9 protein-coding genes and 1 tRNA gene are annotated in these 15,107 nt (G+C 64.7%); 5 read left to right on the plus strand and 5 right to left on the minus strand.

Going from position 1 to position 15,107, the window contains the following annotated elements; translation table 11 throughout:
* The gene (locus tag B4U45_RS22195; protein ID WP_075549131.1) at window positions 1–627 is read left to right on the plus strand and encodes a GNAT family N-acetyltransferase; all 627 of its coding nucleotides are present in this window, start codon (window positions 1–3) and stop codon (window positions 625–627) included.
* A gap of 10 nt (window positions 628–637) precedes the next feature.
* On the opposite strand, the gene B4U45_RS22200 is transcribed toward B4U45_RS22195, so the two are convergent.
* Genes B4U45_RS22200 through crcB (B4U45_RS22210) form a run of 3 tightly spaced genes read right to left on the minus strand, consistent with a single transcriptional unit; the run spans window position 638 to window position 2,510 of the window.
* Entirely contained in the window at window positions 638–1,750 is a 1,113-nt protein-coding gene (locus tag B4U45_RS22200) for a DUF190 domain-containing protein (protein WP_075549132.1), read from the minus strand.
* Complete coding sequence (gene crcB / locus B4U45_RS22205) at window positions 1,747–2,115, minus strand: fluoride efflux transporter CrcB (RefSeq protein WP_075549133.1); 369 nt, start codon at window positions 2,113–2,115, stop codon at window positions 1,747–1,749. Before crcB (B4U45_RS22205) ends, B4U45_RS22200 begins: the two co-directional genes overlap by 4 nt.
* Complete coding sequence (gene crcB / locus B4U45_RS22210) at window positions 2,112–2,510, minus strand: fluoride efflux transporter CrcB (protein ID WP_075549134.1); 399 nt, start codon at window positions 2,508–2,510, stop codon at window positions 2,112–2,114. Before crcB (B4U45_RS22210) ends, crcB (B4U45_RS22205) begins: the two co-directional genes overlap by 4 nt.
* Window positions 2,511–2,601: 91 nt before the next feature.
* Between crcB (B4U45_RS22210) and pgm the strand changes: the two genes are divergently transcribed.
* The 4 genes from pgm to B4U45_RS22230 all read left to right on the plus strand — a co-directional run bounded on the left by pgm (window position 2,602) and on the right by B4U45_RS22230 (window position 5,996).
* Window positions 2,602–4,248 carry a phosphoglucomutase (alpha-D-glucose-1,6-bisphosphate-dependent) gene (gene pgm / locus B4U45_RS22215; protein WP_075549135.1) on the plus strand — a complete coding sequence of 549 codons (1,647 nt, stop codon included), beginning with the start codon at window positions 2,602–2,604 and terminating at the stop codon, window positions 4,246–4,248.
* Window positions 4,249–4,313: 65 nt separating this feature from the next.
* A tRNA-Ala gene (locus B4U45_RS22220) sits at window positions 4,314–4,386 on the plus strand.
* Between the two features lie 77 nt (window positions 4,387–4,463).
* Entirely contained in the window at window positions 4,464–5,555 is a 1,092-nt protein-coding gene (locus tag B4U45_RS22225) for a tyrosine-type recombinase/integrase (RefSeq protein ID WP_033719368.1), read from the plus strand.
* 66 nt (window positions 5,556–5,621) lie between these two features.
* Window positions 5,622–5,996: a helix-turn-helix domain-containing protein gene (locus tag B4U45_RS22230; protein ID WP_129560181.1), complete on the plus strand. Its 375-nt coding sequence runs from the start codon at window positions 5,622–5,624 to the stop codon at window positions 5,994–5,996.
* Between the two features lie 181 nt (window positions 5,997–6,177).
* Here the strand turns inward: B4U45_RS22230 and B4U45_RS22235 are convergent, their stop codons facing one another.
* On the minus strand, window positions 6,178–8,892 hold the full coding sequence (locus B4U45_RS22235; RefSeq protein WP_131808357.1) for an nSTAND1 domain-containing NTPase: 2,715 nt from the start codon (window positions 8,890–8,892) through the stop codon (window positions 6,178–6,180).
* A 253-nt stretch (window positions 8,893–9,145) separates the two neighbouring features.
* Complete coding sequence (gene mobF, locus B4U45_RS29970) at window positions 9,146–14,998, minus strand: MobF family relaxase (RefSeq protein WP_033718006.1); 5,853 nt, start codon at window positions 14,996–14,998, stop codon at window positions 9,146–9,148.
* Between the last annotated feature and the right edge of the window lie 109 nt (window positions 14,999–15,107).

Raw genomic sequence — 15,107 nt, forward strand, 5'->3', positions numbered from 1 at the left:
ATGACCGAAGCCGACGCGCTTTTCCCGCGCCAACTGACCGATCTCACCGACGAGGTCCGTAACGTTCCGCCGCCGCCGACGCCGGCGGTGCCCTCGCCGTATGCGTTCCGGCTGGCCGATCCGGATACCGACGCGGAGATGATCGCCGAGTGGATGAGCAGGCCGCATCTGGCCAGAGCGTGGGAACGCGTGTGGCCGGCGTCGCGATGGCAGCAGTATCTGCGGGCACAGCTCGACGGCAACTACTCGCGGCCGTTCGTCGGTAGCCTGGACGGCCAATATCACGGCTACCTCGAACTATACTGGGCTGCAAAGGATTTGATCTCGACTCTGTACGAGGCCGATCCCTATGATCTGGGGATCCACGCCGCCACCGCAGATCCGAATATCATCACCCTGGGTGTCGCCCAGCTGTTGCTTCCGCACTTCGTGGCCAGCGTGCTCAATGCCAAACCACGGTGTCGCCGAATCATTTTCGACCCGGACTATCGAAGCAAAGGGATACGGCATTTCTGCCAGAACGGTGGCTGCGTCTTCCTCGGCGAACACGAACTGGCAAATCGGCGGGTAGCGCTGTACGTGCTGCCGCGGACCCTTGACGACGTGCCCGCCCTTCGGAAGCAGTGACGGTCGACCGTCAGTAGTTGTATTGTGCCAGCGGCGTTTCGGCCGCTCTGGGCGATCCCGACGGTCCCGACGATCCCGTCAAGGACACCGCTGCCGGGACCATCTCGCTAGTGACCAGCCCGTGGCGGGTAGTCAGCTCGTCGACGATATCGAAGCTGCGGGCGATGGACTCCGGCGTGTCGACGATGATGGTGGTGACCGGCACCTTACGCGCGAGCTGGAAAAGCTTGTCCCCGTGCGGTTTATGATCGCCATGGAAACCCCAGACACCACGCAGGGCGGTCGCCCCCCGGGCCGTCTGCGACTGCATCAGCCGGTACACCAGCGCGCGGTGGATCGGCAGGCCCTCATGATGGGTCGCCTCGGCGGTGTGCACCATCAGCTTCTGCCACAGGTTTCGTCCCTGGTCGTCGGTAGGCGGCAGCTGTTGGGGGCGGGCCAACAGCTCGCCGTCGCGTTTGCACAGCCTTACCCGTTCGATGGTCAGCAGTGGGTTGGGCAGTAGGCCGGCGAGGTCGGTGGCGGCGGCCGACACCTGCGGAACCGAACCGATACCAATGATCATCAACGGAACATTGACGTTGCGGCCGAAGAAGCGCGCCCGGAAACGTTCACCGTATGCCGTCCCGTCGACACCGAGAAGCACTGTGGCACCAGCGAATCCGTGCCGATACAGTAGTTCGCAGACGGCGTAGCCGGCGGCGGTCCCACCGACCCGCACCTGACGGCCGACGTAGACGGTGAGCTTGGCGGCATCGCCGTTTCGGCTTTCCATCTCGCCCAGCGTCTCGGCGCCGCTGTGTCGGGTGACCAGTCGGGCGCGTTCCAGCGTCACCAATCCGCGGTCGGTCATCGCCGTCACCTCGCCGACCAGACCCCGGATCTTCGACGCGACGTCGACGGCGGCAATGGTGACCGGAGGATCCTCGGACAAGCTCAGCGTCCGGTCGCAGCGCAGCTCGTGTTTGGGCCCGAAACCCGTGGTACCGCGCATCAAAACGCTTGTTGCGACACCGTTCTCACCGAACAGATCCAGCATCGCGTCGGCCAGAAACCGTTTGGTGTCGACGGCGCGTTGCCGCTCGCCGAAGTAAGCCGTCAACTTCAGGCTTTGCTCACTCATATCTGCTCCGCGATCCATTGGCCCAGCAGCGCCGCCGCCAAGCCGAGTATGACGCTGACGGCGATATTGGCCAATGCCGCACGCAGCTGGCGGTCCTCGCTGAGTCGCTGGGTTTCCAGCATCCAGGTGGAGAACGTGGTGTAGGCGCCGACGAACGCCGTTCCCGCCAGCAGCGCAACATCTTTGGGCAACGTCAGGCCACCGAGGAACCCCAGCAGCGCGGCACCGCTGAGGTTCACCGCCAACGTGCCGTAGGGAAATGCTCGCGCCGTCCGGCGGGCGACGGCGCGATCGACCAGGAAACGCGACACCGACCCGAGCCCGCCGATGACCATGACGCCCAACCAGACGGCAACCGAGATCATCCGCGCACCCGCACCCGGCGCACCACGACCGTGGCCAGCTGCACCGCCAGCAAGCCGAGCACAATGCTGACGACGGTGTAGGCGAAAGCCAGCACCCAATGGCCGTGCTCGAGCATCCTGACCGTCTCGACCTGCATGGTCGAGAAAGTGGTGAGGCCACCGCACAATCCGGTGCCCAGCAGCGGGCGCCGATAACTCGACAACGGCAGCCGCTCCAGCAGCCGGGTGGTGAAGTAACCCACCAGGAAAGCGCCGACGATGTTGACGGTGAACGTCGGCCATGGCCACCGGGCCGGGTCGGGGGCGGCGAGGGTGGCCAACGCCGCACGCGCCAACGCGCCCAGTGCTCCGCCGGCGAAAATCGCGGCCAACTCCCGGTAGTCGTGGCGTGCCACTGGTCGAGTCCTTCCGGTGTGCCAAGGGTGCGCTTCGCAGCGTAAAGCCTGGCAGTCCGCGGGCAATGGCGCTATGGGCAGAATTGGTGCCATGGTGGCCCACCCGCGAGCCGGACAGCCGGCCCAGCCCGAAGACCTCGTCGATCTCCCGCACCTGGTGACGGCGTACTACTCGATCAAACCCGATCCCCACGACGTCGCGCAGCAGGTGGTGTTCGGCACCTCCGGGCACCGCGGCTCGGCACTTGACGGCGCCTTCAACGAGGCCCACATTCTGGCGATCACCCAGGCCATCGTGGAGTTCCGCGCGCAGCAGGGCACCACCGGTCCGCTGTTCATCGGCCGTGACACGCACGGACTTTCCGAACCGGCCTGGGTCTCAGCGCTGGAGGTGCTGGCCGCCAACGACGTGCTGGCGGTGGTGGACAGCCGCGACCGCTACACGCCGACACCGGCGATCAGCCACGCCATCCTGACCTACAACCGGGTTCGCACCACCGAATTGGCCGACGGCATTGTCGTGACGCCGTCGCACAACCCGCCGCCCGACGGCGGCTTCAAGTACAACCCACCGCACGGCGGTCCGGCCGACACCGCGGTGACCAATGCAATCGCCAAGCGCGCCAACGAGATTCTGCGTGACGGCGTCTCCGCGGTGCAACGGGTGCCGGTCGCGCGGGCGCTGCGCGGCGCCCGGCGCCACGACTACCTGGGCAACTATGTCGACGATCTGCCCAACGTGGTCGACGTCGCCGCGATCCGCGAGGCCGGAGTCCGCATCGGCGCCGACCCGCTCGGCGGGGCCAGCGTGGACTACTGGGCCGAGATCGCGCAGCGTCATAGCCTGGACTTGACCGTGGTCAACCCGCTTGTCGATGCGACGTGGCGGTTCATGACGCTGGACCACGACGGCAAGATCCGGATGGACTGCAGTTCCCCGGACGCGATGGCGGGGCTTCTCCGAACGATGTCCGCCAACCGGGGCCGCTACCAGATCGCCACCGGCAATGACGCCGACGCCGACCGGCACGGCATCATCACCCCCGACGAGGGGCTACTGAATCCGAACCACTACCTGGCCGTGGCGATCGACTATCTCTACACCCACCGACCGTCGTGGCCGGCGGGCATCGCCGTCGGCAAGACCGCGGTCAGCTCGTCGATCATCGACCGGGTGGTCGCCGGGCTCGGCCGTCGACTCGTCGAAGTGCCGGTCGGGTTCAAATGGTTCGTCGACGGCCTGATGGGCGGCACCATCGGGTTCGGTGGTGAGGAGTCGGCCGGGGCATCGTTTCTGCGCCGGGACGGCTCGGTGTGGACCACCGACAAGGACGGCATCATCATGGCTTTGCTGGCCGCCGAGATCCTGGCCGTCACCGGCGTGACGCCGTCGCAGCGGTACCAGGCGTTGACCTCCGAGTATGGTGCGCCGACGTACGCCCGGGTCGACGCGCCCGCCGATCGGGAGCAGAAAGCGCGCCTGGCCAAGCTGTCGGCCGACGAGGTCAGCGCCACCGAGCTGGCGGGCGAGCCGATCACCGCCAAGCTGACCGACGCTCCCGGCAACGGCGCGCCGCTGGGCGGCCTCAAGGTGACGACGGCCAATGCGTGGTTTGCCGCGCGACCGTCCGGCACCGAGGACGTCTACAAGATCTACGCGGAGTCGTTCGGTGGGCCCGAGCATCTGGCCGAGGTGCAGCAGACTGCGCGGGAGGTGGTCAATCAGGTCATCGGGTAGGTGTCGTGGCCTGGGACTTTGAACGGTTCCCGGCGGTGGTGTAGCTTCGATGGGCACGACATCTTGGGGCTATGGCGCAGCTGGTAGCGCACCACACTGGCAGTGTGGGGGTCAGGGGTTCGAGTCCCCTTAGCTCCACCGAGAAATAGCAGGTCAGAGAGTTTCGCTGATTTTCCCGTCAACATAGCGGTCAACATCAGGCGTATTCTGCCTGCATGGCGACACTTCGACTGCGCACCCGCAAGGACGGTAGCTCCTATACGTCGGTGCTGTTCCGAGCCAATGGCAAGCAGTCGTCGCTGTCGTTCGACGACCACGTCAGGGCAGTCCGGTTTCAGGAATTGGTCAATCAGGTGGGCCCGGCCAAGGCCCTCGAGGTCATGGCTGTCACCGAACGTCAGGGCTTGTCGCTGACGGTCGAAGAATGGATCGACCATCACATTGACCACCTGACCGGCGTCGAGCCTGGGACCTTGCGCCGCTATCGGTCGTATCTAGCCAACGACATCGCGCCCGTGTTGGGTGTCATTCCGCTGGCGGCGTTGTCCCGTGACGACATCGCGCTGTGGGTGAATGCGATGTCGGAGGAAGGCGCGTCCGGCAAGACAATTGCTAACAAGCAGCGGTTCTTATCCGGGGCGATGAATGCTGCCGTTGCGGGCGGGCACATCGCTATGAATCCATGTCGTGGACTGCGGCTGCCTCGATGGGAGCGGCGGGAGATGGTGTTCCTGACCGAATCCGAGTTCGCCGTCCTTCGGAATGCTGTGACCGAGTATTGGCGGCCTCTGGTCACTTTCCTCGTTGCGTCCGGGGTTCGGTGGAGCGAGGCAACGGCATTGCGACCTGACGACGTTGACCGGGTGCAAGGCACTGTGCGGATATCCCGGGCCTGGAAGGCCGACGACGAGGGCGTCAGACTTGGACCTCCGAAGTCGGCTAAATCCGTGCGCACAATCAACGTCGCCGACAATGCCCTCGCGACGCTGGACTACTCCGGCTCGTGGCTCTTCACTAATCGGGTCGGGGACTATGTGCGCGCACAGGGCTTCACGCGGCGGGTGTGGGCCCCGGCTGTCAAGCGTGCGGCGCTTGGCAAGACACCTCGGATTCACGACCTGCGGCACACCTGTGCCTCGTGGATGATCGCTGACAACGTGCCGCTGGCTGTCGTACAGCAACATCTGGGACACGAGTCGATCGAGACGACCGTAGGGACGTACGGACATTTGGACCGGCGGAGCGCGCAGGCAGCCGCCAGTGCCATAAGCGCTCGGTTGGAGATTGGGCGTGCGTCGACCACGTGACGTCGCCTGTGCGGAAAATTGGTTCGCGAGCGATGTCGCGTTAAGCGAATCCAGGGCTTAGCGTAGATGCATGGAACTGTCGGCATCGATTGCGCTCTTGGGCAATCGATGTCATTCGGTTCGTGCAAGGACAGCTTGTCTCGCAACAGGTTTCATAAAGACACGGGATCCATCTTGACTGGGCCGCTGACATATGATCTTGCCGAGGCCGCCGAGCGAATCGGCGGCGTGTCGGAGAAATGGTTGGCCGCTCAACTGCGGGCGGGCAAGCTACAGGGGCGAAAAGTCGGTAGGAAGTGGCGGATGACCCTCGGCGACATCGAATCGGCGGTGGAAATGTTTCGTGTTGTGCCGCAAGATGTTTCGGCAGAGCAGTATCAGCCAGGCGAGGTGAAGTCGTCAGGCCTGACCCAAACCAGTCGTCGTCGCTTCGCGTCGTAGAAGCCAGTCGACGCACCGGGGGCTGCGCATGTTTTGATTTCGACATCAGAAACCCCGCCTTGCGGGCTTTGAGGGGACTGTGTGACTCAGCCCGCGTCGGCGTTCTGACTAAGTCGTTAGTCGGACGAGATTCGCACACTGAAGCGACATTCCCGTGCAGCTGCGCCCTCTGGCACCATTATCATTGATTCCTAGCAGGAGTTTGCACGTCCAACCCCGCGTACTTTGCCCACGATCGAAAATGACCGCCAACACTTCGCGTCGTTCCGTCGGTCCACTTTGAATGAGCGGCGCTCGCAATTGCCTGTCCCACATCCCGCGGCGAGCAACGCGGATTAGCCTCGATCGCGGCGAGGCCCTCCCGGCCGCCGGGCACACCGGCTAGCAGCTGTTGTAGATGGCCGGGGTTTACTTGCCCATCTTGCACGACTTCGGCGACGGCAAGCCGACATTTGCGATCCACCGATACACTGACCGCCCCGAGGGCTACCAAGGTGCCAAGGGCTTCCCGGTCTTTCGCGTGGCTGGGCATCTCAATCTCAACTTCTACCGAGAGCCGTTTCAACAATTCAATCGCGCGCCGGGGAGCGATATAGGGAACTCCTGCCCTCACACGCAATGGCGTCCGTTGGCCGAGTAAGCGGAGAGTCGGAGTAGATAAGCCCTCATTGGTCGGGGAATACTCGGTTCCCTGACGAATTACAAGACCCGCATACTCAAACCAGAATAGAAATGCTCGTGCGTACGCTATCCAAGAACTAGAAGCAACATCGACGGCGGGGAACGCGTTTGGTAGCTCTCTCGCAAAGCTATCGAGAGTTACTACATCGTCATTACGCTCAGCTAACGTCCGCAGAGTTGAATATGCGCGGTGCCTTCTGAGTGAGTCGGCAACGAGTCTCCGCATTGCAGACTCTCGGTCGCTTGAAGCTAGTACTTGCTCGACGAGTTTGACTCGATTCGGTTCCTGCGCAGTCACGCCGAGCAGCCGAAGTTCGCGGGACAGGTTAAAGATTGCACGGTCGCTGGTGCCGAGCTCAGTCTCAAGTCGTTGAACACTGATGTCCCCGCCCGCCGCGACCACTAAGGGAAGCAGCCTAGCAACACTACGGGGTGTCTGCCGAAGAATGTACGAGTCCTGAACAGGTATCCGTCCGGTATTGAGAAAGTCGCGAAAGGTGTCCCAATAGGTGTCGAGGCGGTCACCAACTTGGACCAATAGCCGCCGATCGACCAATGACTGAACTGGATCCGGGCCGAATCGTTCAGTAACTTCGCGGGCCGAAATTGGAGCATATCTCGCCACGTGGCGAACAACCTCGTGTTCTGTCGGGTTGAGTTCCGCCAGGTCAGCCGAAAATAGACCAACAACGTTCAGCGATTCGGCCAGCAATTGTTCCTGTGTAGCACCCTCTCTTAGTTCTTTGAGTACATGGTCTGCAAGTTTTTTCAGTAGCCACGGTAGTCCCTGGCTGTACACGCGTAAGCGTGACCTCAAATCAGGCAATAGGCGCGTGAGCGCTTGATCAGCTAGACGCTTGAGCAGCACCGTCACTTCGCTGGGTCCAAATGTATCGATTACGACGACCGAACCTGCCGACCGGATATCATCACGTAATTTATAGGGGTGGTTTTCCGTCCAGCCCACCAAGTCGGTTTTCCAAGCAAACCCCACAATGAGAGGACCATCAATTTCCCGACAGCTAAGTGCCAGGTCCCTGAACGTACGGGTCAGTTCAGCATTGCTGAAAACGTTTTCGAATTGGTCGAAAAATATCAATAGTGGGCGATCGGTTTCTAGCCACTTAGCTTCGATCAGTGTAGCGACAGCACTGTCGAGACTGGCCCAGCTAGCGTTACTCGGCAATTCAAGTATCCCCGCAGCGTGCGCTTCGGTACCAGTCTTCCGCAGGACCTCTACCACGTACCTAGGTTGATCAGCCGTTCTTGTATCGAGAACGATCCCTACCCCGCTAACTCGCCTGACAAGGTCTTGCATTTTAAGGGCTAGACTTGACTTGCCCCAACCTGATTGCGCATTTAGGACGACGATGCTCCCAGTCTCGGCGGTCAAAAACCCGCGCAGACGATCCACCGCAATGCGCCGACCAACAAAATACTTCGGCGACGCTGGCAACTGATACTCAAAATCAGAGGTCGATCCTGCAACTTGCGCTAGAAGCACATTCTCTGTCTGAGGAGTGAGCGAACTCACCGGAGGTGGGCCGCCACCTCCCACATCAAGAACCGAAAGCCCGGTTGAATATTCGGACGCGCGCATCAACTCGATTACCGAATTGGGGACTTCGCCTTCACTGCTCCACATCCCAACATTTAACGGAGTGCGTTCGACGGGATCCAAGACTATCGCAGCTGCAAAAACACCAGACTCCGTAATTACTACAGTGAAATCGCTAGTATCCGCAGTCGATGGAGGCTGCTGGACTATTAACCCAGCTTGCTTCAAGGCAGCAGCGATTGCATTACCGCTTAAGTATTGAAAATTGTTGTCGTTGCGGGTGATTTCTTGCGCCTTCTCTTCACCCTCCGGCGTCAGCCGTGGTAAAGCGCACATCAATCCGAATGCCTGCGGATCTTCGAAACGTTCAATTATCAGCTTGCCGTAGAAGTTTGTCAGCTCGGCAGCCCTGACATTTCGACTGAATGCCTTACATTCAGCGATCGCGGTACCGCGAGTGAGCTTGTGTTTTGCCTTGACGTCAAGCTCGATTCCGTCGGAGGTGACGTTGAGGTTCTGGGTTTGAGGTTCCTCAAAGCCGAACTGATTGGCCAGCAGATTCGCAATGAAGCGCTCGAACAACTCGCCTTTAGCCTTGTTTGTAGAGGAGGGCGGCAAGACGAGCACCTGTGCATCCTGGACTGCCAGTGACTTCATGCGGCTACCGTACGTGCTTCGTTTCAGCGGGACCACCAACGATCGACTACCTCAGCTCAGCTACATGCCTCTCCGACGCTTACACTCACGGGTTGGTTCCACATCTGATCGGCAGCATTGCTTCAGGGCTTTGAACGGACAGAACGCCGGGCAGAGTGTTTCCACGCGAGACTTTAGACATGCATCGATGTCCGCCCCCGCACGGATTTGCAGACGCTCGACCAGGCTGTGCTCCAGCGTTCGAGTCCATCTTCTACAACTCCAGTCCGCGATCGCTACGGTCGATGTGGCGGCCTGGGGTGGTGAGGTTGTCGATGTGAGCGGCGGCTTGGGCGATGGCACGCAGGCGGCCGAGGATCTGGGTGCGCTGGCGTAGTAGTTCGATGGCCTGGTCGCGCAGGGTGCTGGTTGCGTTGGTGGTGGCGAGGTGGTGTTCGGCGCGTTCGAGTGCGGTGCGTTGTTGCGGGTTTGGGTCGGGTTCGGGTGTGCCGAGTTGGTGGGCGGTGGTGGAGTTGTGGTGGAGCGCGGCGAGCAGGGTGTGGGCGGGTTGGTAGTGGTGGTCGGCGGCGGTGGTGATGAGGATGAGTTTGGTGTTGGTCGTCGCGGCGGCGTTGGTGAGCCAGTGCAGGTTTTCGGTGCTGAGGTGGTCGGCGTCGTCGATGACGATCAGGCTGCCCAGAGGAAGTTTCAGGGGCGTCTTGCCCAGTGTGGTGCGGGCGCTGTCGATGTGGCCGCTGGCGTCGGCGTAGGGGTGTTGGGCGGCGTAGTCGCGGGCTGCCGGGCTGGCGGTCAGGGCGAGCACGCCTTGGTCGTGGTGGTGTGCGGTAGCCACCAGCGCGGCCAAGGCACCGTGCTTGTCGGCGCCGGGGTGCAGGTGCAGTGCTTGCACGGTGTGGATGTTGGCGGTAATCGCGGTAACGACGCGGCGGTGGGTGTCGTCAAGATCGGCCACTGCGGTCTCGGGTGGGTAGTAGAGGGCTCCGGGGCTGACGGTGCTGGCGGCCTGCAGGAAGGCGACCTCGGCGCGTAATGCGTTGATGTCGGTGGCGAGATCGTAGGTGTGGGTGGGGCTTTGGGCTAGGGCGCGGGCCGCAGCAGCTTCGGCGCGGCAGAGTTGGTCGTCGAGGGTGCGAGCGTGTCGGCGGGCGTCGTTGAGCGTGGCGGTGTCGGCGGTGATGGCCTCGCTGCGGCGGGTGTGGATGTGGTGTTCGGTGACGATTCCTGCGGGGCCGCCGGCGGCGTCGAGCAGGGCAGTGCGGGCGTCGTCGAGGCGGGTGCGTGCGGTGGCCAGGGCAGCGTTGATGCGCTCGGTGTTGTGGGTGACCTGGTCGTGGTGGGCGCGGTAGCGCGCGACGGCGCCGTCATCGCCGCGGTGAGTCGCCGCGGTGATCACCGCGTCGAGCTGGTCGAGCAGCTGGGCGTGCAGCGCGGCGGCATCTTCGGCCTGCACCCACCGAGTGTGGGCGTGGGTCAGCGCCTCGTGCAGGGGCCGCTGGTGGTGGTAACGGCGGCCCAAGTCGGCGAGGTGGGCGGCGGCGGCGTGTTCGGCGGGTCCACCGCCCCCGCCGAGGATGGCTTTTTCCAGTTCGCGGACACGGCGATAGGCGGCGTCGCGCCGCGCGCGCAATGCCGGGATGTCGGTGGTCTGGGCCTGCTGAGCAGCCAGAGGCCGGTGGTGGGGGAGGTCGTCGAAGTCCAGACCGGCGAGGTCCTCCTCGGCAAAGCTGTAGGGGTAGTCATACGGGTCGGGTGGCGGCTCTGCGAGGTCCTCGTTGTGGCTGTAGTCGCCGGTGGCGTTGTCGAGGTCGAGATGGTCTCCCACCGCGGGATTGTGGGGGGCCTGGGCGGGGTGCGGAATATCGCGGTCGAGGGTGGCGGCGTGGTGGGTGAGCAGTTCGACGCGGTAGGTCAGCAGGCGCGCGTATTGGTCGGGGCGCAGCGGGTGCTCGGCGTTGATGTCGTGCAGGTGTTCGGAAGCGGCGGCGAGCAGATCAGCCGGGGGCCAGTCCGAGGCTGCCACCGCGGCGACTAGCGATGGCCAGGCGTGGTCGGTGATGATCGCTTCGGCGACGACGGTGCCGAACAGGGCGTGCAGCGCCGCGGTCCAGGCCGGTCGCAGGGTGGTGTCGGCGCGATCTAGCGATGGTGGTGCCAGGGTGCCGGCCAGGCGCCACCACAGGGCTGCGGCGGGCATTTCGGCGGGCAGGGGGCCGTGTCTGGTGATGGCCTCGCGCAGGAGGGTGTCGATGTCGGCGCCGGCGTGGGCGGCGTCGCCCAGGTGGGTGGCTAGGCGCGGCCAGAAGGGGTCCGCAGTGATGTTTCGGTCATGGTTTTCGGCGAGCTGGCGCCAGCGTGCGGCGTCGGTGTTGGCCCGAGTGAGGGCGGCGTCGAAGCGGGCGTTGATGAGGTGTTGGAAGACCTTGGAGCGGTTGGGGTGTTGTTCGGGGCCGGTGATGCGGGTGTCGGCGGGATCGACGCCGTGGGCGGCGCGAAAGACGGCGATTTCGGCCATCAGCGCGGTGCGTTGACCGAGCAGTGGGCGTGCCCAGGCCGGTGCGGTGGCAGGCTCCCACGCGCGGGCGGTGGCGCGTACGGCGTCGGCGAGTTCGGTGACCAGTTCGGCTCGCGCGGCGAGGTAGGGACCCCATTGGGGGTGGGTGTGTAGGGCTAGGGGTGTGGGGTGCAGCCAGCGCAGCGGGGCGGGTTGCGCCGCAGACGATTCGCCGCAGATAGGCAGGCGCCAGTCCAACACGGCGGCGGGGTCGATCACGTCACCGAGTCCGGTGGCCGCGGCTTCGTGCAGGGCGGCGACGGGGTCGGCTCCGCTCAGGGCGAGCAGGGCCAGGTTGCGGCGCAGCACCGGCCACCCGGGGGCCTCGGTGACACGGGTCCCCAGCCTGGCGGCGGCGGCGTCGATGGCGGCCATGGCGGTGGTGCCGGCGTGGTGTTCGGCGCCCGCTGAGAGCGCATCGGCGTACATGGCGGCGGCGTGGTGCAGGCGGGTGAACGGGTCGGTGTCGAGGGCGTGGGCGGTGTAGGCGGAGGTTTGGGCGCCGTCGCGGCCCAGGATGGCGGTGAGGATGTCGACGGCGGTCGGCGGGTGGGTGGCTTTGGGGGCCAGGATGCGGTGCGGGTCGGATTCTGCGGTGGAGCCGTAGAAGTGGTTTTCGGTGCGTCCGCGGGTGGCGGCGACGTAGAACTGTTGGCGGGTCAGCCGGTCGGAAATGACGGTGTGGCAGGTGCCTTCGATGGCGCGCCCGCCCGCGGTCATGCCTTGAGCGGCGTCGATGGTGCAGGCGTATCCGAGGGTGGTGTGGGTGGTGACGTAGTGGGCGGGTAGCCGTACCGGGGTGGCGGTGCCGCGCAGCGGGACGACGGTCAGCGAGCCGTCGTTGTGCACGGCGCGAATGGTCCAGCGGTGGCCGTTTTTGACCCAGCCGCCGCGGCTGGTGGTGGGTATCCAGCGGGCGTTTTTGCGGGTGGCGATGGTGTCGCCGGCTGAGGCGGTCAGGCCGTCGGCCAACGTGACGGTCGCCGAGGCTGATGGCGGGCTGGCGGCGGCGCTGGTAGCGGTGAGTCGGTCCAGGCGGGCACGTTCGTTGAGTTGGGCGACCAGCTCGTTGGTGGGAGCCAGCAGGATAGAGTCGCGGCCGGCGGCTCGGTCGGCGGCCCACGCGTGGTAGGCCATGTCCGCGGCGTGTTGGTCGGCGCCGACGTGGACACGCCCGTGGTCGATGTAGAAGCCGATGCCGGCGGGGTCGCCGGCGCGGATTGCGAGGCTGGCGGCGGCTTCGGCTTGCCCTGTTTGGGCGTGGGTGAAGCGTACGACGGTGCTCAAGGTGACCGCGTTGTGCCGGCCGGCCAGATCGCGCAGCACACCGCCGGCCGAAATCGATGCCAGTTGTTGGTCGTCGCCGATCAGGCGCACGCTGGCCCCTCGGGCCAGTGCATGAGTAATGACGGTGTCCAGGTCGGCAGTCGAGGCCATGCCGGCCTCATCGACGATCAGCAGCGTCTGCGCATTGATGGTGTCGAACCACCGGAGGGCGGGGTCGTCGTGGGGGGCTTGGGGTTGGTTTGCGCGGGTGCCGGTGAGCTGCACCAGTTTAGCGATGGTGTCGGTGCATGAGCCGAGGTCTTCGGCCAGAATTTCGGCCGCTCCGGCGGTGGGGGCCAGTCCGATGACGGTGCCGCCACTGCCCCGCCAGGCCGCGGCCAGGGCGGCCATCGCGGTGGTTTTCCCGGTGCCCGCCGGTGCCAGCGCGAGCTGCACACGTGCCCCGGAGGTGGCCATTTCGCGCACGAGTGCGGCCTGCCCATCGTTAAGGGGAAGGCCGGTGTTGGCGTGGGCTTCTAGCAGGGCCAGACCGATGCTGTCGGCGTCGACGACGCGGCCGTCGGTGCGAGCTGCAGCGGCCAGGATGCGCCGCTCGGCGGCCATGATGGCCTCGCTGCTGTAGAGGGTCGAGTCGTGACGGGTGTAGACGCTGGCGCCGTCAGCGCGGCGCAGGGCAGCAGGTTCGTTTTTGTCGGTGTCGGCGCGGCTGGTCAGAATCAGACTGTGCTCGCCGAGGGCGTCAGCGACGATGCGGTCGACGAGCTCGGGTCCGCCGGGGTGATCGGCGTAGCGCAGCTGGCGTTGGGCTTCGGCGCGCACATGGTTGATGGTCCAGGTGGCCCGATGCCCAGAGACGGTGTCGATGACGCGAGCGGCCTGCTGGTGCACCCAGGTGTCGGTGACGTTGATCTGTGGTGGCGGTGAGTGATTGGTGATCGCGGCGACCATGTTGCTCAGCGCGCGCTGGCTGCCCAGGACCTCAACGGCTTGCACGCGCCAGGTGTGGCGCTGCTCGGCCAGCGAGCGGGGTTCATGTTTGGCTTGGCGGGTTTGCAGGGTTGCTTGCTGGGTCAGGGCGAGCATCTCTACGGTGGTGGGTTCGCGGCCGTGTTCGGTCTGGAATTGTTTGGCCAGCTCGCCCACACGGTGGTCGATGGCGGCGCTGCGTGAGGAGTACTTCTCGAGTAATTCGGCCGGGATGCCGTCGATTTCACGGATCGGTCGTTTACCACGTTTGGCCCCGCGGGCGGTGAACCGCACCCGTAGTTTTTCGACCAGCAACGCTTCGATGCGGGTGTTGTAGAACTCCGAGGCCGCGACCGCGGCGCGGTGCAGGGTGGCGCCGTCCAGGGCCCGCCAGCGGCCTATTCCGTCGGGGCCAATGACGTGGACTTTGTTACTGAGGGCGGCGTGGGTGTGCAGGTTGGGATCCCCGGCGCGGGAGTCGCGGTGATCGAAGGCGGCCACGATCAGTCCGGCGGTGTCGACCTGGGCGATGCCACCGGCTCCCATGCGGGAAAAGGCGGCGTGCTTTTCGAGGAATCCGACGGTTTCAGCGACCGCCTGGTGGTGGCAGTCTTCGACCGCGGTGGAGATTGGCGGTGCGCCGATGGCCCACAGCGCGGAGACCGATTTGACCGGGGTAAAGGTGAGGTCGTAGCCGGCGATCGCGGTCGATGCGGCGCGGGAGTTGGCGGCGATGAACCCGGAGAGTTCCCGGGCGTCTGCCGGTGGGCGAGCGTAGGTTTCGGCGAACAATTCCTGTCCTACGGCGGTGCGCAGCCGGGCCCGGATATTGGGTTCGATGCTGGCCGAGGCGTCGGCGCCGATGGTGTGGTTGTAGTCGCGGTAGGTCTGGCGCAACCGGGTCAGGAAGCGGTTTTCGGTGCCGTGAACACCGAAGGGCCGGCCCAGCCGCGCGGCCATCCTGGCTCCGGCCGCACCGGCGCCCAGGGTGGTCAGAAGGCGGGTGATCTGTGCGGCGTTGGGGTGCAGGCCCTCCCCGAACAGCGCCTTCATCTGCGCTTCGCTGACCTGCGAACCAGCCGGCACGCCCCAGTATTTGGCGACCAGCGGATCGCAGGCGTAGCGGGCCAGCGGAGTGCCCAGTGCTGCCAGTCCGCGCCCCATCCACCGGCCCGGGGATTCGCCTTTTTCGCTGTAGTACTGCGCCAGGGTGGGGCGGCCACGCTCGGTGGCGTCAGAGGCGGCGACTTGGCGGATCAAATAGAGATAGCCGTCGCCGGCGGTCAATTTGTGTAAGCCCATCACTGCGTCATCACCTGAACCTGAAATTAGGGGCGGCAAACTCCCCAGATAACGGCCGTGACCGAACCGTGACCCTGAGTGCAAGAGGTGTGATGTTCGGCGGGAGAGA

It is taken from the genome of Mycobacterium persicum (assembly GCF_002086915.1).
Lineage (GTDB): Bacteria > Actinomycetota > Actinomycetes > Mycobacteriales > Mycobacteriaceae > Mycobacterium > Mycobacterium persicum.